Here is a 21,746-nt window from a genome sequence, read left to right as displayed (position 1 = left end):
CTCGTGTGGGGTGTGGGTCAGCGGGCGGCGCGGGTGGCGCGGCGCATGGCGGACAGGGGGTCGGCGTAGAAGACGCTGAGGCTGGTTACGGCGGCGGCGAATTCCTGGACGCGGCCGCCGAAGCGGCTGATGCGGAGGTCGGCGGTGGGGAGGGTGGTGCTGTCGTGGAAGGCCTTGGCGACCTTCTCCATGCCGGGGCGGTAGCCGGTGAAGGCCTGGCCACCGAGGATGACGCGGTCCGGGTTGAACATGTCGCGTACGAGGGCGGCGGTGCGGCCGAGGATTTCGGCGCGCTCGAAGAGGAGTTCCTGCGCCGCGGCATTGCCGTTGTCGGCGGCGCGGTAGAGGTCGGTGATCACCGGGCGCCGCGGGGCCTCCGGCTTGCGCAGGATGCCCTTGCGCACAGCGCGTTCCAGCAGGTAGCGCTCACCGACCGTGGCCTCCAAGCAGCCGCGCCGGCCGCAGGTGCAATCCACATCCGAACCGGTCGGCAGGTGCGCGACCGAGCCGGGGCCGTTGGCCGGAGTGTGCACGCGATCGTGCAATGTCACTGCGAGACCGGCGGTTTCGCGGGCGTAGATGTAGAGGCTGCTGCCGGGCCGTTCGGTCTCGGCCGGATCGCGACCGTTGAGCAGCAGCTCGGCCGCGGCCATGGCCTCCACGTGCGCCGACACCGATACCGGCAGGTCCAGCACGCTGCTGAACACGGCCGCCACCGGCGCCGCGGTCCAGCCGAGCCGCGGATGGTCGACCACCCCGCCCGCCGGATCGACCCGGCCCGCCAGCGCCACACCCGTCCACAGCGGCTTGCGCCGCGGCAGCCGGTCCAGGAAGGCCTTGGCGCTGCGCGCCACGATGGTCAGCGCCGCGTCCTGACCCGTTTGCGGCGTGGCGATTTCGAGTCCGCCGAGAATCCGGCCGGACAGATCCGCGGCCACGATGCGGGTCACGGTGGACCCGATGTGCACGCCGACGGTCACATACGAGTCGGTGTCGACCTCGAACGGCACCCGCGGGCGGCCGACCGCGCCGGAGGCGGTGAGGTCGGCGCGCTCGCGCAGCAGGCCGGCCGAAAGCAGCGCCGACACTTGACGATTCACGGTGGCGATGCTGGAGCCCGTGGACTGGGCCGCCACATCGCGGAAGATGGGGCCGCGGGTGGCGGCACGCAACACGGCGGCGGCCGGGTTGTCGGTGATGCGGAGTTCGGCCGGGACGGCCGGACGGGCCGGAGCCAGTCGGGCGGTCGCGACGGTGGTACTGAGCGGACGCTCGAGAATGGGGCTGGACATGGCTTCGAGTCCTTGCTGCGGTCCCGTCGGCTAACGAGACGAATGCCTACATGGAGCTATCAGCGGTGCAGCGAGAGGCCCGGATTCCAGGAATCAGGGGTCAGTACTCGGCTGCGCGACGGCAGGGACAACACAGTTCCCGTTGCCGCGGCAGCCGCACACCCAGCGCGACGGTCACATACGTGACCCGCGTTGCGGTGGGCTGACTGGAAGACATGGGATCAAATTAGCATTCCACTCAGCCGGAGCGGAAGGCACGGACGAGTGTCCCGGCCGCACAGTGCTTCCGGAGGGCATTCACACCAAACCCTTCGGAATCCCGGTTGCTCTACTGAATCTTTTGTGCCAGTTGACTTTTGCCGTCAGCTCCGGGCCGATGTCGAGCCGGTCCGGAAAGTGATGGACGACACGCCGTCCTCCCACATCTCGAGAAATGAACCCACCGTCAACCCCACTCCCGCGGCATGGGCGGCACACGCATTCCGATCACTGTGATTTCAAGTCCGCCGCTGGTGGGGAGGGTGGCGCAATAGCCGGATCGCCCGCTGTTTCGGCAGGCCGCGCGCGGGTGCGGGCGGCGCATTGCCGCACACCCGCAGGGGTGCCGGCGATGAGGTCGAGTCGCGCCGCGGAACTGGCCTTAGAGTCTGAAACCGCAGGTCAACGGCGGAAAGGAGAATCAGGTGTCAGCGGAACCAGTGCCATTGCGCCCCACCGTCCGCCGGGCCGACCGGGCCCGCCAGGTGGCGGATATCTTGCGGCAGCAGATTCATTCGGGCGGTATCGAGGGCTCGCTGCCCTCGGAACACGAGCTGTCCACCGAGTTCGCCGTCTCCCGCAATACGGTGCGTGACGCGCTCGCCCTGTTGAAGGACGAGGGCCTCATCGAACGCGCCCCGAAGGTCGGCACCCATGTGGCCCGCCGCAAATACGACCACGGACTGGACGCCCTGCTCGGACTCAAGGAAACCCTGCGCGGCCACGGCGAGGTCCGCAACGAGGTCCGCGCGGCACCAGTCCAAGACCATCAACACCGTCACCGCCGGAACCCTGTTGAAGGCCAAGGACGGCCGAATGGCGGTCGCCGATGATCATGACTGCACGGTATTCGCGTGGCTCGCGCGCTAGGGCATCGGGCTGTCGTCGAACTTCACGGTGTAGTTGATCTGGTCGCCTTCGATATTGGTGGTCGTCGCGGTGACGCCCCAGCGGGTGCCGTCGTCCTCGGTCGCAACGCAGCGCAGGGTGGTGCCGGTGGCGCCGGGCAGGAGGCCGGTGCAGCTGGTGGCTTTGGCGGTCTTGCCGGTCTGTTCGTTGTAGATGCGGGCGACCTCCTTGGCGACATCGTCGGGCTTGAGGTACTTGCTGTCGAAGGTCTCCTCGTAGTCGACGGTCTTGTCCTCGACCTTGGTCGCCTTCACCGTAACCGGCCAGGTCTGGCCGTTGCCCGCGGTGACCGTGCACTTCTGCTGCGCCCCGACCTCCGCCTTCAGGTCCCCCTCGCAGGTCGTGGACTTCGCGTCCTCGTGCGATTCGTCGTGGTAGAAACCGGCCACCTTGGTCTGGATATCACTCTTGTCGACCGAGCCCGGGCCGAAACAACCCGACGCCACCAACGGAACCGCCGCGATCAGGAATACTGCAGAGAACTTGCGCATGGCCCGGAGAGTAGGACCGCGCGGCGGCGGGCGTATCGGTCGGTGAATCGGTCGTTTCTCGAGCTCAGGTGCGGTCCGGGCCCGTCCGGAACAAGCCCTCGAGTTTGGTTGTGAAGTACGGGAATTGGGCGGCGAAACGATGCAGCGAGCGATCGGATTCGAAACCGCCGAACCAGTACAGGCCCGGATGGCCGTCGGCGGTGGGGTCCAGATCGCGGAAGGTGCGGACCCACTGATCCGTCCGGTGCGCGGCCACCTCGAAGGGCAGGGCGCGGGAGAAGGCCTGCTCCTGATCCGGCTGCGGAATACGCTGCGGAGTCAGGGTTTCCAGGCCCCGGCCCATGGCCTCCAGGCGGGCGGTGAGATCGCGGCCCGCCGTGGTGCGGGACGGCAGGTAACGGGGGAGCAACATGGCCGCCACACCCGCCAGCACGATCGCGATACCGACCAGTGCGTGCCGGGCCGGGCCCAGCGCCAGCCACAGGGTCGCCGCGACACCGGCCACGACCAGCACTGCGCCGAAACGGAATTCGAGACCGCGACGGGAACGATCCAGGTAGAAGCCGCCGGCAACGGCATCATCGATCAGCGCGGCGCGCACCGCGGAGAGCGGCACCCGGCCCGAACGCTCGGACAGCAGGGCCGACTCGACGCCGTCCGGCAGCAGGGCCGTGTACACCGCTCGCTCGTGTGCGGTGAGATGTTGATCCGGCGGATTCATGCGGCTGATACGCCAATCCGAATCGTTCACCGCGGCGATCCAGATATAGCTGCGCACAGCCAGATCCACGACGGCGGCCGCCATGGCCGCGGCCTCGGCGGTGCCATCCAGCAGCAGGCCCGCGATGCCCGGCAGCACGCCATCGGGGGAAGCGAACGCCACCCGATCGCCATTGCGCACCATCGGATCGATGATCTCGGAGCCGGCCGGGACGGACCGCCGCGACCACATGATGTAACCGCCCGCCGCCGCGAGCGCCAGCAGCAGGAGACCGAAGGCCGCCAGCACCGGACCCGTCACCGAGAACGCGGTCTGCGCATTGTCGTCCTGGATATCCGCGTTCGCCTTGACCGTGCCGGGCGGCAACTGCAGGGTCACATCCAGCACGTCGCCCTTGTGCAGACCGGTCTTCTCCAGATGCGCGAAACCGTCCGGCTCGACCTGAATATCCGTGCAGTCCTGCGGATTCGCGGGCGGGCCGATGGTGCATTTGGTCACACCCATGCGGAAACTGGGACTCGACACCGTGGCGCTGATCGACTGCACATCGGTGTTCAGCACACCGGTCCAATGGAAAACCTGCGCACCCGTCGCATCGCTGACCGTGTTGTGCACCGTGTACTTGAACGTCGCGGTACCGGGCCGCGCATCGATGGTGAACCGGTCGTCCCCGATCGTCGCGTCCCCGTCCCCGGTGGCCTGCACCTCGCTCACCTGAAAACTGCGCTGCACATTCGGGTCCACCTGCACCCGCAGCGGCAACACCTGCCGGAACTCCCCGCCCGCAGGCACTTCCACCGTCTCGGTGACCCGCAGCAGACCGCCATCGCCCAGATTCACGTCCGCGGTGATCTTCACCCCGTCCGCCTGCGCACGAGCAACCGGCGCGACCGCACCCGCGATCGCGAGGAGCATCGCGACCAGTGCGGCCCCCCGAAAAATCTGCATGGACAGCTACTTTAGACAGCTTGCTATCCTTCCTCAGCGGTCAACGCACAGGTCTACGGAGCCGGCCGGTTATCTCTGAAGGAACGAGGGGGTGCAGGGGATGACTCGCCCACCATCCGGCCACGGACCCATACCCCCAGGTGAGAACCCCCGCGCCCAGCCTCCACGGCCACCCGCCCCCGGTGTTCCACCCGCAGCGGGCAACCCGCAGCAACGGCCTGCGGAACCCCAGCACCCCGGCAATCCCGGGTACCCGCCGCAGCGTCCGGCCACCCCGCCCGGAAACCCTCAGTACCAGGGCAATCCGCCGCAGCGCCAAGGCAACTCGCCCGCCGCCGGAAGCCCACGGGACCAAGGACATCCGCCGCAGCCGCCAGCTGGCTCGCAGGGCCAGGGCCATCCACAGGGCCCGAGCAATCCGCAGCGACCGGTCGGTCCGCAGGGGTCCGGAATTCCACCGGCGCCTGGTTATCCACAGCGCCAAGGCTTTCAGCCCGCGCCGCCTCCGGGGTACGGGCGGGTCCTGCCGCCCGGCGGACAGCCCGGGTATCCACCGCCTGCCCCGGGCGTACGACCTGGTCAGGGGACGCCGGTCGGGCCCGGCATGCCCGTTTACGGGATGCCGCCGGGCTTCTCGCAACCCGCCTACCGCCCACCGCTGCCGCCGACCGGCGGCTTCCAGGTCATGGGCGCGCCGCCCCGGCCCGCGGCGCGGCGCGGGCGTGTCGTTCCGCTGCTGATCGTGCTCGTGGTCCTGGTGACCGCCGGGCTGCTGCGTACCGCCCTGGTCACCCGGCTGCATCACCTCAGCTCCGGCGACAATGTGCAGACCACATACGCCCCCGACACCGGCAGCGAGAACCGCGGCATTGCCGAGACCGCGAACAATCCGCTGCTCACCAATGACGACTACACCCTGATTCCGGCGAAATGCGATTACGCGCCGTGGGGCACCCAGGTCGATGTCGCGCGGAAATTCTTCGAAACCGCCGCCGACTGCCTGCACAATGCGTGGAAACCGTTGTTCGACAACATCAAACTGCCCTTCGATCCGCCGAAATTGAAGGTCACCGCCGACACCAACGGCATCACCACCCTGTGCACCGGCAGCAGCAACAACTTCGCCGCCTTCTACTGCGCGGCCGACCAGACCATCTACCTGCCCATCAGCCAGCTGCAGACCGACCTGTTCAAGAACAACTGGGTGGTCTACCTCTCCGTCTTCGCCCACGAATACGGGCACCACGTCCAAGCCGAGGCCGGCATCCTCGGCAAGGTGCACCAGCAGCGCCGCGACGCCGGCGCCCGCTCCGACACCGGCCTCGAATTGTCCCGCCGCACCGAACAACAGGCCCAATGCTTCGACGGCATGTACCTGTCGTCCTCGAAGGGCGGCGGCTCACTCACCCCCGCCCAGATCACCACGGCCCAGAACGACGCCTACCACCGCGGCGACGGCCCCGGCGACATGCGCGACCACGGCAGCGCCCAGCACATGGGCGACTGGTGGGTGGTCGGCTACAGCAAGGACCGTGCGGCGCAATGCAATACCTTCAGCGCCGCCACCGCCAACGTCAGCTGAACGGCCCATCGCTGAGGCGCTTCACCGAATGCCCGCCACTGTGCCCGTGCACACCCTCGGCGTAGGCCGTCTCCGCGTGCAGCGCGAAGTCCACGCCGCCGATCTCGTCCTCGCGGCTGACCCGGAACCCGATGGTCTTGTCCAGCAGCTTGCCCAGCGCGAACGTCACCCCGAAGGCGAACGCCGCCACCACGAGCACGCCCAGCGCCTGCTTGCCCAGCTGCCCCAGCCCGCCGCCATAGAACAGACCCTTCGGCCCGCCCGTCATGACCGCACTGGCCAGGAACCCGATCAGCAGCGTGCCCACGATGCCGCCCACGAAGTGCACACCCACCACATCGAGCGAATCGTCGTAATTGCCCTTGAACTTCCAGCCCACCGCGAACGAACACACCACGCCCGCAACCAGACCCACGACCACCGAACCCAGCGTGTTCACCTCACCGCACGACGGCGTGATGGCCACCAGACCCGCCACCGCACCCGAGGCCGCACCGAAGGTGGTCGGCTTCCCGTCCCGGCGTAACTCCACCACCAGCCAGCCCAGCATGCCCACACAGCCCGCCACCAGCGTGTTCAGGAAAACCGCCGCCGCAATCCCGTTGGCCTGCAATGCCGAACCGGCATTGAACCCGAACCAGCCGAACCACAGCAGACCCGCGCCCAGCAGCACGAACGGTAGATTGTGCGGCCGCATCGCATCCACCTTGAAACCGACTCGCGGACCCAGTACCAGCGCCATGGCCAGCGCCGAAGCGCCCGAAGCGATCTCGACCACCAGGCCGCCCGCGTAATCGAGCGTGCCCAGCCGCTGCAACCAGCCGTTCGGCGTCCACACCCAGTGCGCGATCGGCGCGTACACGATGAGCGCCCACACCGGCACGAAGATCACCCAGGCCGCGAACTTGGCCCGATCCGCGATCGCGCCGGAGATCAGCGCGACGGTCAGAATCGCGAAGGTCAGCTGGAAGGTGACGTACAGCAGCTCCGGAACCGCCGCGCCCGTACTCGAATTCACCACGTGCAGCGTCGCCGGATCGATGCCCGAGAGCCCGAGGTGCCCGAGATTGCCGATGATCCCGCCGCCCGCGTCATCCCCGAAGGCCAGCGTGTATCCGAACAGCAGCCACACGACGGCCACCAGCGGAATCGAAATGAAGCTCATCATCAGCATGTTCAGCACGCCCGTGGAGCGCACCATGCCGCCGTAGAAGATCGCCAGGCCCGGGGTCATCAGCAGCACCAGGGCGGTGGCCGCGAGCAGCCAGGCCGTGGCGGCCGGATCGAGGGTCGGATTCATCGTGGGCAACTCCTTCCACGCGTGATCGCGTTTCGTGGAAGTTACCGAATCCTCACGTTAAGGCGCTGTTACAAAAATATGTGTTCGGATACCTGGCCGTAACACTGTCCCGCCTCTCCGCGCCTTCTGCGCCCGGCTGAGAGCCGTCGGCGTTTCGCATGCGTGCCGGCGTTTTTGCGCGGCACCGATTCTGGACGTACCCCCGGAGTTACCCGGACCCTTGCGAAATCAGTTGTTCCGCTGGGCCCGCCCTTTACGGGACAGCGCCCGCAAACCGCGCGGACCGGGCATGGGTAAGCCGTCCTCGAGGGACATCCATTCGGCGATGGTCAGCCACTGCTGCTGCGCCCGCGCATCGGCTGTGTCGTTGAACACTCGCCGGCCGCGATCGTCGCGCAGTTCGTACGCCAGCACCGACCAGCGCGGCGGGCGGTCGTGCTCGGCGACCTGATCCCGCAGATAGGCCGCCACCAGCGTGCCGATGGTGTTCACCGGTCGCAGCGACACCCGGTTTCCGTACCGTGCGGCATGGAAACGCCTTCCGGCACACAGGGATCGGGGCGTGGCGTTGTAGGCGATCCAGCCGGCGCGCTGCGCCCGCTCGATGAGCCAGAGATGTTTGATCGCGGTCGGCGGGATATCCCCGACCCGATCGCGAATGAGGTCGATGACCGGTTCCGACAGCAGAATGTCGCGGCGCGTGGGACCGGTGCCGTGTAGCACCCAGTACTCGTCGGTGAGCTTGGCCAGCACCCGGCCGAAATCGTCGATGCTGCGCTGCGCCCGGCGGCCCAGCCGCTCGATGCGCTCGGCCTCGGCGCGCATGTCGTTCTGCACGATGAGGGTCTCGATGGCGGCGAGAGTGGGTACCTGGCCGCGCTGCAGTAGTTCGAGAATGGCGCCCGCGGTGGCCGGATCGGCGGCGGCCGACACCGGCAGGGATGCGCGCTTGATGTCGTATGTCGCCGGATTGATGGCTCTGGAGAGCAATCCGACCGCGGCATTGTCACCCGCGAATTCGGTGCTGGAGAGCCAGGCTGCGGCGATGTCGTCGTGCGACGGCACTTGGAAGATCCTCCGGAAGATTTGGTTGTGCCCCGGTCGGGATGAGGGACCGGCCGGGGCCACCAACCTGATGAAGGTTTGGCTACCGAAGTTGCCGAGGTCCACGTTAGCCAAACGATTGCGATCTTGCGCTATCGATTGATGGGATCGTTATGTCCGCAATGCGGAGTTGAAACCGAACGCGCGTCAGTAAATGGTGATCTTGGCTGGAGACGGCGTCCGGGTTGGGTATCCAGGAATCACGCTAAGAATTTGCTGAGACAATTCCCGGGCCTCGAGTTCGGTCCGGTCGGTATCGAACAGGCGTGAAGATTGCATGTGATCTACATCACATAGCCGACGGCTCCGGAGTCGTAGTGCGGCGCCGGACTGTCGGCAGCTCCCGGTACCCTTCTGCCGTGGCTCTGTACCGGAAATACCGACCGGCAACATTCGCTGAAGTGGTGGGGCAGGAGCACGTCACCGAACCCCTGAGTACAGCGCTGGATACCGGGCGGATCAGTCATGCGTACCTGTTCTCGGGTCCGCGCGGATGTGGCAAGACGTCCTCCGCGCGCATCCTCGCGCGCTCGCTGAACTGTGTGCAGGGCCCGACCTCGACGCCGTGCGGCGTCTGCTCGTCCTGTGTGGCGCTCGGCCCGGGCGGGTCCGGCAACCTCGACGTCATCGAGCTCGACGCCGCCAGCCACGGTGGCGTCGACGACACCCGCGAACTGCGCGACCGCGCCTTCTACGCGCCCGCCGAATCGCGCTACCGCGTCTTCATCGTCGACGAGGCGCACATGGTGACCACCGCGGGCTTCAACGCGCTGCTCAAGATCGTGGAAGAGCCGCCCGCTCACCTCATCTTCGTGTTCGCCACCACCGAACCGGACAAGGTCCTCCCGACCATCCGGTCCCGCACCCACCACTACCCTTTCCGCCTGCTGCCGCCCGCCACCATGCGCGGCCTGCTCGGCAAGATCTGCGACCAAGAAGGCGTCCAGGTCGAGGAATCGGTCTACCCCTTGGTGATTCGCGCCGGCGGCGGCTCCCCGCGCGACAGCCTCAGCGTCCTCGACCAGCTCCTCGCGGGCGCCGGCCCCGACGGCGTCACCTACCCCCGCGCCGTCTCCCTCCTCGGCGTCACCGACGTCGCCCTGATCGACAATGCGGTCGAGGCTCTCGCAAACGCCGACGGCGCAGCCCTTTTCGGCACCATCGACCGAGTGGTCGAGGCAGGCCACGACCCCCGCCGCTTCGCCACCGACCTCCTCGAACGCCTCCGCGACCTCATCCTCCTGCGCGCCGTCCCCGACGCCACCGACCGCAACCTGGTCACCGGCCCCGGCGACGTCATAGAACGCATGCGCGCCCAAGCCGCCTCCCTCGGCCCGGCCACCCTCGCCCGCCACGCCGAACTCCTCCACGAGGGCCTCGGCGACATGCGCGGCGCCACCAACCCCCGCCTCCTCCTCGAGGTAATCGCCGCCCGCATGCTCCTCCCCGCGGCCACCGACACCGAAACCGCCACCCTCCAACGCCTCGAAACCCTCGAACGCCGCCTCGCCGGCGGCGCCCTCCCCCCCGCCGCCGCGCCCCCCGCCCGCCCCGCCGACTCCACCGCGGTGCGCCCCGCAGATTCCCCGACCACCCAGGCCCCGAGCTCGCCGCCGCCCGCCGCAGCAGGCGGCGCCCCCCGCCGCCGAGGCGCCGAGGCCCTCGCAGCCCTGCGCGCCGAAAAAACAGTTCCCTCAACCACTCCCGCGCCGGCCTCGGCGCCTACCGCTCCGGTCCCGGCAGCAGCTGCCTCAGGGTCTGTTGCCCAGACGGCAGCTCCTGTGCCGCCGGCAACACCTTCCGTCCCGGCGTCGCAACCCGCTGCTCAGGCCTTGACGGCTCCCGCCGCCGCGCCAGCGAGTCAGGCGCGACCGGAGCCCGATCCGGCAGCAGCGCCCATTACGCAGACCTCGGCTGCTGCCACGGCGGCGGGTGTACCAGATTCGGCGCAAACGCCTTCCGCTCCGGTCACTACGCCGCCCCCTGTCGCCGCGCTGCCTGTTCAGGCTGCGGCACCCCAGTCCGCCGCGGTGGCGGAGGCTCCGCTGGCCGGTGCGGCGGAAAGTGCTGCACCACAGGATGATTCGCGGGTCGATGAGCTCTCCTCCGCAGAGGCGGAACCTGCCGAAGCGCAGGTCGACAGTGCGCCGGATGCGGCGGACGTCGCTCGCCCGGCGGCAGTGCGGCCGCCCGAAATGAATGCCGTGCGTGGTCCAGTGGCCGAACTGCCCATCGCCGAGCCCGAATCGGGCGCGCAAGGGGTGACAGCACCGGCGCAGCCGCAGGCTTCCGGGCCTCGACCCGCCGCTGAGTCGCCTGATCCTGCAGGGCAAATCGATACGGCCCGGCCTATTTCCGCGTCCGATGAACCTGCCATACCGGAGATTTCCGGCGCGGTCGAAGCGGCTGCGGCACCTGCTCATCCGGCCGAACGCGCTGCGGCCCAGCAAGGTTCCGGGGCGAGGCCCTCTGTCGAATCATCGGATCCGGCTGCGCAGGACGACATGGTCCTCCCGGTCTCCGTGTCCGATGAACCGGCCGCGGAGGAGATCTCCGGCGCGGCCGAATCCGTCGCCGCGCCCGCGCATCCTGCTGAACGTGCCGTGGCTCAGCGCGCTTCGGTCGAGAGCACGGATATGGCTCCGCCTGCGCGCTCGGGTGCGAGCGTGGAGGCCGCAGCGGATGACTCGTCCGCCGTGCCCGCAGCCTCTGCCGCGATGGCTTTCGACGCCTCGGGCGGGGTTGGTTCCGATGCTGCGGTAGCGGAATTCGAGCAGGCTGACGTGTCCGGTGCGGGCGAGGCGGCCGAATCCGGTGCTGCGGCTGTCTCTCCCGCGGGTGGGACCGAGGATGTTTTGCGGGAGATCGAGGCGGCTTGGGCTGATATTCGGGCCAAGGTGCGGGAGTTCGGGGCTGCGGTGCAGGCCTTGTTGTCGGGGGCCTCGGTGGTGCGGGTCGAGGGGGAGACGATTGTTTTTGCGCACCAGCATGCGCCGTTGGCGCAGCGGCTTTCGCAGCCGAAGAACTTGGAGGCTGTGCGGTCGGCCGTGAAGGCCGTGCTGGGGCGGGAACATGATGTGAAGTGGGAGGTCGGGGGTGCGCCGCAGGCTGTCGCCGCGCCGCCCGCGGGTGGGGGTGGGGCGGCTCCGGCGGGGGCGAAGACTGCGGAGAAGAAGGCTGCGCCCAAGTTCTCGCGGCCGAGTCAGACGAAGGCGGCGGGTGCGGAGGCGGCTGTCGCGACCCAGGCGGGGGCTGACGATTGGGGGACGCCTGCGGGCGGTGGTAACGGGGGTGGATGGGGAGCTTCGCCCGGTGGGCAGGCGGGTCAGGGTGCGAGTGGGCTAGCCGGCGGCGTGGCCGACGCCGCAGTGGTAGCACCGGCCGGTGGGGCCGGCACGGGCATCGGTGGGCAGGAGACCGCTGTCGTCAATGGTGGGGGAGCGGCGGCGGCACCCAAATACGTGCGGTCGAGCACGGCGAAGGGGAATGCCGCGCCGGGCGGTGCGGCGGAAGGCGGGACCGGTTCGGGAGGCGCCGATCCGTGGGCGGAGGACGATATTCCGCTGCCCGACGGGCCGGACCTTCCGGACGACCCGGGGCCTACTGACTACTCGCCAGTAGGTTATGACGGCGTCCCACCTGCGGCTACGCCGGAGGAGGAAGAGGAGATGCTGAAGGAATCGTCCCTTCCGGTGCCCCCCGGCGAACGCCGCGACCCCGATGAGGTGGCGTTGGATCTGCTGCGCTCGGAGTTGGGGGCCACACCTCTGGAGGGTTGACAGTTCCCCTGTGAGGCACATTAAGTTAACCGGAGTTCGCATCCGGCGGTACTATGATCGGGTGGCCGTGAGTATCGGTTTCGCGAGGTTCTAAGGTATGCCCAGGCATAAGGGCTACTGGAGCGTCAACAAGCCTGCTCGTGACGCTGTTTGTACAGCGTCAGGACGGCCGGTCCCCGGACTGGTCGACGAGGTTACGAGCGGCCGCTCCGCACAACGCGGTGTCGGCGCACCTTAAGAGAGGACAACTCGGATATGACCACTGAGGCCTACATTTACGAGGCCATCCGCACTCCGCGCGGCCGTAACCGGAAGGGCTCGCTGCACTCGGTCAAGCCGATCGACCTGACCACCGGTCTGGTCGCGGAGCTGCGTAACCGGTTCCCGAACCTGGACGAGGACCGCATCTCGGACATCATCCTCGGCGTCGTCTCGCCGGTTGGTGATCAGGGTGCCGACATCGCCCGTACCACCGTTCTCACCGCGGGTCTGCCCGACACCGTCGGTGGCGTTCAGATCAACCGCTTCTGCGCCTCCGGCCTGGAGGCCGTCAACCTGGCCGCCCAGAAGGTCCGCTCCGGCTTCGACGACCTCGTCCTCGCCGGTGGCGTCGAGTCCATGTCCCGCGTGCCGATGGGCTCCGACGGCGGCGCCATGTTCATGGACCCCTGGACCAGCTACAACGCTTACATTGTGCCGCAGGGCATTTCGGCCGACCTGATCGCCACCATCGAGGGCTTCACCCGCGATGACGTCGACGCCTACGCCGTGCGCTCGCAGGACCTGGCCGCCAAGTCCTGGGACAACGGCTACTTCTCCCGCTCGGTCGTCCCGGTCAAGGACATCAACGGCCTGACCGTCCTCGACAACGACGAGCACCTGCGCCGCGGCACCACCGCCGCCGACCTGGGCAAGCTGAACCCGGCCTTCGCCGGCATCGGCGACATGGGCGGGTTCGACGCCGTCGCCATGCAGCGCTACACCTACGTCGAGAAGATCGACCACGTCCACACCGGCGGTAACTCCTCCGGCATCGTCGACGGCGCCGCGCTGGTGCTGGTCGGCTCCGAAGAGGCCGGCGCCGCTTCGGGTCTGACCCCGCGCGCCCGCGTCGTGGCGACCGCTACCTCGGGTGCGGACGCCACCATCATGCTGACCGGCCCGACCCCGGCCGCGCACAAGGCTCTCGCCAAGGCGGGCCTGACCGTCGACGACATCGACCTGTTCGAGATCAACGAGGCCTTCGCCTCCGTCGTCCTGAAGTTCCAGAAGGATCTGCAGATCCCCGACGAGAAGCTGAACGTCAACGGCGGCGCCATCGCCCTGGGCCACCCGCTGGGCGCCACCGGCGCCATGATCACCGGCACCATGGTCGACGAGCTGCACCGCCGCAACGCGCGGTACGCGCTGGTCACCCTGTGCATCGGCGGCGGCATGGGTGTCGCCACCATCATCGAGCGCGTCTGACGCCCACCGCTGCGATCGCTGCAGTCCGACACAGACTTTCGTCATCAGGAGACTCAAAAACAATGACCGAGAACATGATCGGCTGGGACAAGGACGCCGACGGTATCGTCGTGCTGACCATGGATGACCCGAACCAGGGCGCCAACACCATGAACCAGCTCTACAAGGACTCCATGCGAGCCACTGTGGACCGCCTGGTAGCCGAGAAGGACGACATCACCGGTGTCGTCATCACCTCCGCGAAGAAGACCTTCTTCGCCGGCGGCGACCTCAAGAACATGATGCAGACCACCCCGGACGACGCGGCGGCCATCATGGAGGAGCTCACCTTCATCAAGAGCGACCTGCGTCGCCTGGAAACCCTTGGCAAGCCGGTGGTTTCGGCCATCAACGGCGCTGCCCTGGGCGGCGGCCTGGAAATCACCCTGGCCACCCATCACCGCATCGCGGCCGACATCAAGGCCGTGCAGCTGGGCCTGCCCGAGGTCTCCCTCGGCCTGCTCCCGGCCGGTGGCGGCGTCACCCGCATCACCCGCCTGCTGGGCATCGCGAACGGCCTGATGGGTGTCCTGCTGCAGGGCAACAAGTTCACCGCGCAGAAGGCGAAGGCCACCGGCCTGATCCACGAGGTCGTGTCCTCCGTCGAGGAGCTGGTCCCGGCCGCCAAGGCGTGGATCAAGGCCAACCCCGAGGGCGGCGTGCAGCCGTGGGACGTCAAGGGTTACAAGATCCCGGGCGGCACCCCCACCACCCCGGCCCTGGCCGCCAACCTCCCGGCCTTCCCGGCCAACCTGCGCAAGCAGCTCAAGGGCCAGAACATGCCGGCCCCCAAGGCCATCATGGCCGCCGCGGTCGAGGGCGCGCAGGTCGATTTCGACAACGCGTCGCTGATCGAGTCCCGCTACTTCGTCTCGCTGCTGACCGGCCCGGTCGCGAAGAACATGATCCAGGCGTTCTTCTTCGACCTGCAGCACATCAACAACGGCGGCTCCCGCCCGAAGGATGTGCCGAAGCGTGAGATCAAGAAGATCGGCGTGCTGGGCGCGGGCATGATGGGCGCGGGCATCGCGTACGTCTCCGCCAAGGCCGGCTTCGACGTCGTGCTGAAGGACGTCACCATCGAGGCGGCCGAGAAGGGCAAGAACTACTCGGAGAAGCTCGAGGAGAAGGCGCTCTCGCGCGGCAAGACCACCGCGGAGAAGTCGGCCGCGCTGCTCGCCAAGATCCACCCGACCGCCGACCCCAAGGATTTCGCGGGCGTCGACTTCGTGATCGAGGCCGTGTTCGAGAACCCGGAGCTCAAGGCGAAGGTCTTCGGCGAGATCGAGGACATCGTGGACGCCGACGCGCTGCTCGGTTCCAACACCTCGACCCTGCCCATCACCCTGCTGGCCAACGGCGTGAAGCGGACCGAGGACTTCATCGGCATCCACTTCTTCTCCCCGGTCGACAAGATGCCGCTGGTCGAGATCATCAAGGGCGAGAAGACCTCCGACGAGGCGCTGGCCCGGGTGTACGACTACACCCTCGCGATCCGCAAGACCCCGATCGTGGTCAACGACAGCCGCGGCTTCTACACCTCGCGCGTGATCGGCAAGTTCATCAACGAGGCCATCATGATGCTCGGTGAGGGCGTCGACCCGCAGACCATCGAGCAGGCCGGTCTGCAGGCGGGCTACCCGGCGGCGCCGCTGAAGCTGTCGGACGAGCTGAACTTCACCACCATGCAGAAGATCTACAAGGAGACCGCCGAGGCGATCACCGCCGCCGGTGGTTCGATCGACGCCGCCTCGGGCGAGACCGCGAAGATCCTCGACAAGATGGTGGGCGAGTTCGACCGCAAGGGCAAGGCGGGCGGCGCCGGCTTCTACGACTACGCCGACGGCAAGGCCACCGGCCTGTGGTCGGAGCTGCGTTCCACCTTCAAGACCTCCACCGAGCTGCCCGCGGGCGTCTCGCTGCAGGACCTGAAGGACCGCATGCTGTTCGCGGAGGCCATCGAGACCCAGAAGTGCTTCGACGAGAACGTGCTGACGTCGACCGCCGACGCCAACATCGGCTCGATCTTCGGCATCGGTTTCCCGGCCTGGACCGGTGGCACCCACCAGTTCATCGTGGGCTACCCGGGCGGGCAGGAGGCCTTCGTGGCCCGTGCCGACGAGCTGGCCGCCAAGTTCGGCGAGCGCTTCGAGGTTCCGGCCTCGCTGCGTAAGTAAGGGAGCTGCGGGCGCATTTGCGCCACAGTCCCGATGTTTCGGTACGGCCCGGATCGCGTTCCTCGCGGTCCGGGCCGTGTCCGTTTCGGCCCCGGATGGTGTCCGGACTGGTCGGGCCCTTTGTACCTCGTCGAAATCTCCCCAGGCCGCTACCAGCCGCGCTACGTTTGAAATATGCGCGGGTGATCCGGAATAGCCCGTACGTTCGGTACGCGCTGTTTCCAGTTCGAGGTGGTGGGAGATGAGTCCACAGGCGCGTCCGGGAGACTCCCGGAACGATTCGACCCCTCCCGAAAGCTCCACCCAGTCCTACCTCCCGGTGAGCATCATCGATGAGTTGGAAGCGATGGGCCTGTTCGATGCCGAGGAGATAGGGCGGGGCGGGTTCGGGGTCGTGTACCGCTGTGCCCAAAGGGTTCTGGACCGCGTCGTCGCGGTGAAGGTGCTGTCCACCGAGATAGACGACGAGAGCCGGGAACGGTTCCTGCGCGAGGAACACGCCATGGGCCGGCTCTCCGGGCATCCGAACATCGTGGACATCCTGCAGGTGGACGTGACGCCCAGCGGGCGGCCCTACATCGTCATGCCGTATGCCACGCACGGCTCGCTGGAACAGCTGGTCCGCGAGAACGGGCCACTGACCTGGGCGGATTCTCTGCGGGTCGGGGTCAAGCTGGCGGGGGCCATCGAGACCGCGCACCGCGCCCAGGTGCTGCACCGGGATGTGAAACCGGCGAACGTGCTGCTCAGCCGGTACGGGGAACCCCAGCTTACGGATTTCGGAATCGCCCGCATACCAGGCGGATTCCGCACCTCGACCAGCCTCATCACGGGCTCCCCGGCGTTCACCGCGCCGGAGGTGCTCAAGGGTGACGAGCCGACCGTGCGCTCGGATGTGTACGGGCTCGGCTCCACCCTGTTCGCCTTGCTGACCGGGCATGCGGCCTTCGAGCGGCAGTCGGGGGAGAAGATCGTCGCGCAGTTCCTGCGCATCACCAGCCAGCCGGTGCCGGATCTGCGGGAGCTGGAGATCCCACCGGACGTGGCGGGCGCCATCGAGGCCGCCATGGCGCCGGACCCGCGGGACCGGCCGGAATCGGCGGTGGAATTCGGTGAACTGCTGCGCACGGTGCAGAGCGGGCACGGGCAGGTGCCGGACGAAATGGCCTTGCTGGCCGGTGATGTCGCCGGGGCACAATCAGAGGTGACTGTGTCGCAACAAAATTCGCGGCACACCCTGGCCGGGGCGCCGCGCACCCGGTCGCTGACCTTCCGCTCGTCCGTATTATCGGGCACCGTTTCCCAGCCGCCCGGCAATACGCTGCCGCCCACGGCCACAACGAAATTCCAGCCGCCCAGCCCCGCCCGCGAGCCGGTGCCGCGGCCACGACTGCTGGACACGCTGCGGAACGGCGGGAAACGCCGGCTGGCCGTGATCCACGGTCCGGCGGGTTTCGGTAAGAGCACCCTCGCCGCGCAGTGGTGTGCCGAGCTGACCGATCGCGGGACGACGGTCGCCTGGATCGCCATCGATCGCGACGACGACAACGAGGTGTGGCTGCTCGCGCACATCATCGCCGCCATCCGGCGGGTGCGGCCGGAACTCGGCGCGGGGCTGGAGCAGGTATTGGAGGAGCGGCCCGCCGAGGCGGTGCCGTACGCGGTGACCGCGCTCATCGACGAGGTGCACGCCGGGGACAAGAGCATCGTGGTGGTGGTCGATGATTGGCATCGCATCACAGATTCCGGCGCGCACCGGGTGATGGAGTCCCTCCTCGACAATTGCTGCCACCACTTGCGTTTCGTGATCACCAGCCGGGAGCGGGCGGGCCTGCCGTTGAGCCGCATGCAGGTGGCCGACGAGCTGGTGGAGATCGGGTCCACGCAATTGCGCCTGACCGCGGCGGAGACCCGGCAGATCCTGGTGGACCGGATGGGGCTGGCGCTGACCGAGCAGCAGGTGGAGCAGATCCACACCGCCACCGACGGCTGGCCCGCCGCCATCCAGCTGGCCGGATTGTCGCTGCGCGCCTCCGATCACGATGCGGAGAAGCTGATCTCGCGACTCTCCGGTGACAACAAGGCTATTCGCGAATACCTGGCCGAGAACGTGCTGGACGGGCTGGAACCGCGGATGCTGGACTTCCTGACCGCCATCGCGGTGCCCGAACGGGTGAACGCCTCACTGGCCGAAGCCCTCACCGGCGACCGCGAGGCCGCGGAACTGCTGGACCAGGCCGAGCAGCGAGAACTGTTCGTGCACCGGACTTCCGACGAATCCAGCTGGTACCGGATGCAGCCCATGGTGGCCGAGCATCTGCGCGCCCGGCTGGATCGCGCGCAGCCCGCGCAGCTGAAGGCCCTGCACCGCAAGGCCTCCCGCTGGTTCGCCGAACATCAGCAGATCCGGCAGTCGGTGGATCACGCGCTGGCCGCCACCGATTTCAAATACGCCCTGGACCTGGTCGAGAACGGCGGCATGGATCTCATCGACCGGTCCCGGCTGGCGACCTTGTTCGGGACGGTGTCGAAACTGCCGGTGCAGCAGGTGGCTTCGCGCTCCAAGTTATTGATGGCGCTGGCTCGCGCGAATGTGAATCTGCAGCAGTCGGGTGCGGCCCGCAGCGCGCTGGGCCGGTTGTCGAACATGCTGGCGCGTAGTTCGCCGACCGATGCCGAGGCGGTGAACCAGCGCTGTCAGGCGGCGGTGCTGGCGGCCGCCGATCAGGTGGCGCGGGATCGCACCGAGGGGGTGCTGGATCGGCTCACCGACTGTCTGCGGCTGGCCGATGAGCTGCCGGCGTGGACGGTGTCGACCGCCGCGAATCTGGCGTCGTTCGTGCGATTGTGCGAGTTCGACTTCGAGGGCGCGCGGGAGATGCAGGAGTGGGCCGCGCCGTATCACCAGCAGTCGGCGGATCCGCTGGGTGAGGTGTTCGGATTGTGCGCGCAGGGCGCGGCCGCCTACGAGCAGCTCGAGATGGAGGCCGCCACGCGCTTTTTCGAGCAGGCGTGGCAGACGGCCCGGGATCGTGCGGGGTCGCGGTCGCATTCGGTGCGGGTGGCGGCGGCGCTGCTCGGCGAGGTGACCTATCGCCGCGGCGAACTCGATACCGCCGAGGCGCTGCTGGATCAGAGTCACGAGATGACCGCCCGCGTGGGCCCGGTCGACTTCCTGGTGACCATCTTCGTCACGGGTGCGCGGGTGAAGGCCGTGCACGGCGATCTGGAGACCGCGGGCGCCCGCCTGGACGAGGGCGCCCGGATCGCCGCGGAGCGCAAGCTGACCCGGCTGGCCGCGCACGTGCGGGCCGAACGCCTGCGACTCGGTCTCCCGTCCGATGCGCTGACCGCCGGGCTGGTCACCGATCCCATGGTGCGTGCGCAGCGGCACGGCACGGGTGCGGCGGCGCTGGCGGCGGAGGCCGAGGAGATCGCCACCATCCGGGCGCTGCTGGCCCGGCATTACCGCGGTGACGATCGCGGCTACGACGATCTCGCGCCGCTGGGCACCGATGACACGGCGGTGAAGCGGGCGCGGGCGTTGTTCGGCCGCATCAAGGAGCAGCGGCGGCCGCGGGCCGAACTGGATTCGGCCTTGCTGCTCGCGGAGTGCCTGTCGGCGGCGGGCTGGCTGGGTGAGTCGATCGCGACCTTGTCGCCGGTGGTGGTGCGGTGTGCCGAATTGGGCTGGCGGCGACCGCTGCTGGACGCTGGTCCAGGGGTGCTGAACATTCTGCGAACACTGCGCCACGAGATGCCGCTGGGTGACGGGGGTCCGGGGGAGGACGAGGTGCCGCGGGCTTTTCTCGATTCTCTGCTTTGACCAGCGGCGGGAGGGTGGCGCGACTATGCTGGGCGAGCGTCCGATCCGGTGTGCCCGAGCGTCCGATCGGCTACATGGATGTTGCCGTTGTATTACGTAACCAGCCGCCATGGAGCTTGTTCACAGGGTTTCTCGAGGATTGGTGTCGAGAATCGCCGACGTGCCTGTGACGTCGATGCTGCAATCTCCTCCCGTGGTGCCACCGGCACCTCAAATGCCTGCGCAGACCCAGGTCGGGTACCCGGGCTTCCACCATGGAATTTCGCTACTCCACGGCTGGCTGCCGCAGGTGATCACCTTCGTGGCGGTTTTCCTGCTGATCGTGGCCTTCGCGCGGTTCACCCGGCGCTGGTGGCTGCTGTGGGTGCCGATCTGCCTGGTGATCGCGGTCGGCATCGCCTGGGCGTCCTGGATCTACACCAATAACCAAGGCCTCGCGTCGGACCCGGCACCGGTCCTGCTGTGGATCACCATCGGTATGGCCGGCGCGGCACTGGCCGCGGCCGTGCTCGGCATCCGCACCGGACGCTGGTGGCAGCGGACCGCGGCCATCCTGGCGGTGCCGGTGGCGCTGCTGAACGTCGGCGTGGTGCTGAACCAGTGGGTGGGCTACTACCCGACCGCGAATGCCGCGTGGGACGCGCTGACGGCCGAACCGCTGCCGCATCAGACCAGCCTGGCCTCGCTGACCTCGCTGCGGAACACGAACGTGGACACCGGCAAGATCGTGCCGGTGGACATCCCGGAGTCGGGCAGCCACTTCAATCATCGCACCGAGTACGTGTACCTGCCGCCGGCCTGGTTCCAGGGGCCCAAGCCGCCGACCCTGCCGGTGATCATGATGATCGGCGGCGAGTTCAATACGCCCGCGGACTGGGTGCGCAGCGGTCAGATCATGCCGACCGTGGACAACTTCGCGAAGTCCAACAACGGGCAGGCGCCCATCATGGTGTTCGTCGACTCCGGCGGCAGCTTCAACAATGACACCGAATGTGTGAACGGCCCGCGCGGCGACGCCGCCGACCACCTCACCAAGGATGTGCCGTCGTACGTGGAGTCCACCTTCGGCGCGTCCTCGGACCCGGCCAAGTGGGGCATCGTCGGCTGGTCCATGGGCGGCACCTGCGCGGTCGACCTGGCGGTCATGCACCCGGACCTGTTCGGCACCTTCGTGGACATCGCGGGCGACCTCGGCCCCGACGCCGGCAACAAGCAGCAGACCATCACCCGCCTCTTCGGCGGCAGTGAGGCGACGTGGGCGGCCTACGACCCCACCACCGTCATGCAGAAGCACGGCCCCTACACCGACACGGTCGGCCTCTTCGACGATCTGACCCCGCCCGCGTGGCAGAAGAAGATGATCTCCGACCCGAACGTGAAGAAGATGCTCCAGCAGGCCCAGCCGAGCGAGAGCACCGTCGGCATGGGCGGCCGCGACGCCTTCGGTGAGACCGGCGAGGTCGGCGCCGCCGAATCCCTTTGCGCCGAAGGCCAGAGGGTCAACATCAACTGCACGGTGCACACCACCGAAGGCGGCCACACCTGGCAGTTCGCCGCCGCCGCCTTCACCTCCTCCCTCCCGTGGATGACCGCCCGCCTCGGCATCCCGGTACAAGGCATGTCGTCCTGATTCAGGGCTCAGGGACGACATAAAGGCGGCGGCGCGGAAGGGAATCCGCGCCGCCGCCTTACTCTTTCACCACCGGGCTCCCGCGTTTACACCCAAGCCCGCCCGGCGGTTTCGGGGCCGAGAGTTGTGGCCCAACCCGCCCGGCGGTTTCCGGGTGCAGGGTTGTGGCCAAGCCCGCCTTACGTTTTCGGGCCTCCGCGGTAATCGCGGAGGCCCGAAACAT

The 21,746-nt window shown here is 68.1% G+C and carries 10 protein-coding genes and 2 pseudogenes; 7 read left to right on the top strand and 5 right to left on the bottom strand.

Annotated elements, in window-relative coordinates; genetic code table 11:
* Positions 1 to 17: 17 nt before the first annotated feature.
* Positions 18 to 1,292 carry an ROK family protein gene (locus tag ACH438_RS16125; RefSeq protein WP_397005699.1) on the bottom strand — a complete coding sequence of 425 codons (1,275 nt, stop codon included), beginning with the start codon at positions 1,290 to 1,292 and terminating at the stop codon, positions 18 to 20.
* A 683-nt stretch (positions 1,293 to 1,975) separates the two neighbouring features.
* Between ACH438_RS16125 and ACH438_RS16120 the strand changes: the two are divergent.
* Positions 1,976 to 2,299: pseudogene (locus ACH438_RS16120) on the top strand (GntR family transcriptional regulator); the annotation flags it as partial.
* Positions 2,300 to 2,416: 117 nt separating this feature from the next.
* Here the strand turns inward: ACH438_RS16120 and ACH438_RS16115 are convergent.
* Positions 2,417 to 2,950 carry a DUF4333 domain-containing protein gene (locus ACH438_RS16115; RefSeq protein ID WP_397005697.1) on the bottom strand — a complete coding sequence of 178 codons (534 nt, stop codon included), beginning with the start codon at positions 2,948 to 2,950 and terminating at the stop codon, positions 2,417 to 2,419.
* A gap of 64 nt (positions 2,951 to 3,014) precedes the next feature.
* Positions 3,015 to 4,619 (bottom strand): DUF2207 family protein, encoded by a 1,605-nt coding sequence (locus ACH438_RS16110; RefSeq protein ID WP_397005695.1) that lies wholly within the window; start codon positions 4,617 to 4,619, stop codon positions 3,015 to 3,017.
* Between the two features lie 604 nt (positions 4,620 to 5,223).
* On the opposite strand from ACH438_RS16110, the gene ACH438_RS16105 reads away from it, so the two are divergent.
* Positions 5,224 to 6,201 (top strand): neutral zinc metallopeptidase, encoded by a 978-nt coding sequence (locus ACH438_RS16105; protein ID WP_397005694.1) that lies wholly within the window; start codon positions 5,224 to 5,226, stop codon positions 6,199 to 6,201.
* Here ACH438_RS16105 and ACH438_RS16100 read toward each other — a convergent pair.
* On the bottom strand, positions 6,194 to 7,501 hold the full coding sequence (locus tag ACH438_RS16100) for an ammonium transporter (RefSeq protein ID WP_397005692.1): 1,308 nt from the start codon (positions 7,499 to 7,501) through the stop codon (positions 6,194 to 6,196). The two genes, ACH438_RS16105 and ACH438_RS16100, sit on opposite strands and share 8 nt — an antisense overlap.
* A gap of 228 nt (positions 7,502 to 7,729) precedes the next feature.
* Entirely contained in the window at positions 7,730 to 8,566 is an 837-nt protein-coding gene (locus ACH438_RS16095; protein WP_397005690.1) for a hypothetical protein, read from the bottom strand.
* A gap of 398 nt (positions 8,567 to 8,964) precedes the next feature.
* On the opposite strand from ACH438_RS16095, the pseudogene ACH438_RS16090 reads away from it, so the two are divergent.
* From ACH438_RS16090 to ACH438_RS16070, 5 genes and pseudogenes are all read left to right on the top strand, one after another.
* Positions 8,965 to 10,536: pseudogene (locus tag ACH438_RS16090) on the top strand (DNA polymerase III subunit gamma and tau); the annotation flags it as partial.
* A gap of 2,103 nt (positions 10,537 to 12,639) precedes the next feature.
* Entirely contained in the window at positions 12,640 to 13,851 is a 1,212-nt protein-coding gene (locus tag ACH438_RS16085; RefSeq protein WP_397005688.1) for an acetyl-CoA C-acetyltransferase, read from the top strand.
* 62 nt (positions 13,852 to 13,913) lie between these two features.
* Positions 13,914 to 16,067 (top strand): 3-hydroxyacyl-CoA dehydrogenase NAD-binding domain-containing protein, encoded by a 2,154-nt coding sequence (locus tag ACH438_RS16080; RefSeq protein ID WP_397005686.1) that lies wholly within the window; start codon positions 13,914 to 13,916, stop codon positions 16,065 to 16,067.
* Positions 16,068 to 16,386: 319 nt separating this feature from the next.
* Positions 16,387 to 19,893, top strand: a complete 3,507-nt coding sequence (locus ACH438_RS16075) for a protein kinase (RefSeq protein WP_397005684.1) — start codon at positions 16,387 to 16,389, stop codon at positions 19,891 to 19,893.
* 214 nt (positions 19,894 to 20,107) lie between these two features.
* Positions 20,108 to 21,523 (top strand): alpha/beta hydrolase-fold protein, encoded by a 1,416-nt coding sequence (locus tag ACH438_RS16070; RefSeq protein ID WP_397005682.1) that lies wholly within the window; start codon positions 20,108 to 20,110, stop codon positions 21,521 to 21,523.
* Positions 21,524 to 21,746: the final 223 nt, after the last annotated feature.

Source organism: Nocardia sp. NPDC020380 (assembly GCF_044386975.1).
GTDB lineage: Bacteria > Actinomycetota > Actinomycetes > Mycobacteriales > Mycobacteriaceae > Nocardia.
Note: the sequence above shows the minus strand (reverse complement) of the source record. Positions and strands in the feature narration are given on the sequence as shown.

What these genes read in the sequence shown, in the direction of transcription:
- ACH438_RS16070 (WP_397005682.1), top strand. Translation starts at nt 20,108, where the DNA reads ATGCCTGCGCAGACCCAGGTCGGGTACCCGGGCTTCCACCATGGAATT.
- ACH438_RS16085 (WP_397005688.1), top strand. Translation starts at nt 12,640, where the DNA reads ATGACCACTGAGGCCTACATTTACGAGGCCATCCGCACTCCGCGCGGC.
- ACH438_RS16110 (WP_397005695.1), bottom strand. Translation starts at nt 4,619, where the DNA reads ATGCAGATTTTTCGGGGGGCCGCACTGGTCGCGATGCTCCTCGCGATC.
- ACH438_RS16100 (WP_397005692.1), bottom strand. Translation starts at nt 7,501, where the DNA reads ATGAATCCGACCCTCGATCCGGCCGCCACGGCCTGGCTGCTCGCGGCC.
- ACH438_RS16105 (WP_397005694.1), top strand. Translation starts at nt 5,224, where the DNA reads ATGCCCGTTTACGGGATGCCGCCGGGCTTCTCGCAACCCGCCTACCGC.
- ACH438_RS16115 (WP_397005697.1), bottom strand. Translation starts at nt 2,950, where the DNA reads ATGCGCAAGTTCTCTGCAGTATTCCTGATCGCGGCGGTTCCGTTGGTG.
- ACH438_RS16125 (WP_397005699.1), bottom strand. Translation starts at nt 1,292, where the DNA reads ATGTCCAGCCCCATTCTCGAGCGTCCGCTCAGTACCACCGTCGCGACC.
- ACH438_RS16080 (WP_397005686.1), top strand. Translation starts at nt 13,914, where the DNA reads ATGACCGAGAACATGATCGGCTGGGACAAGGACGCCGACGGTATCGTC.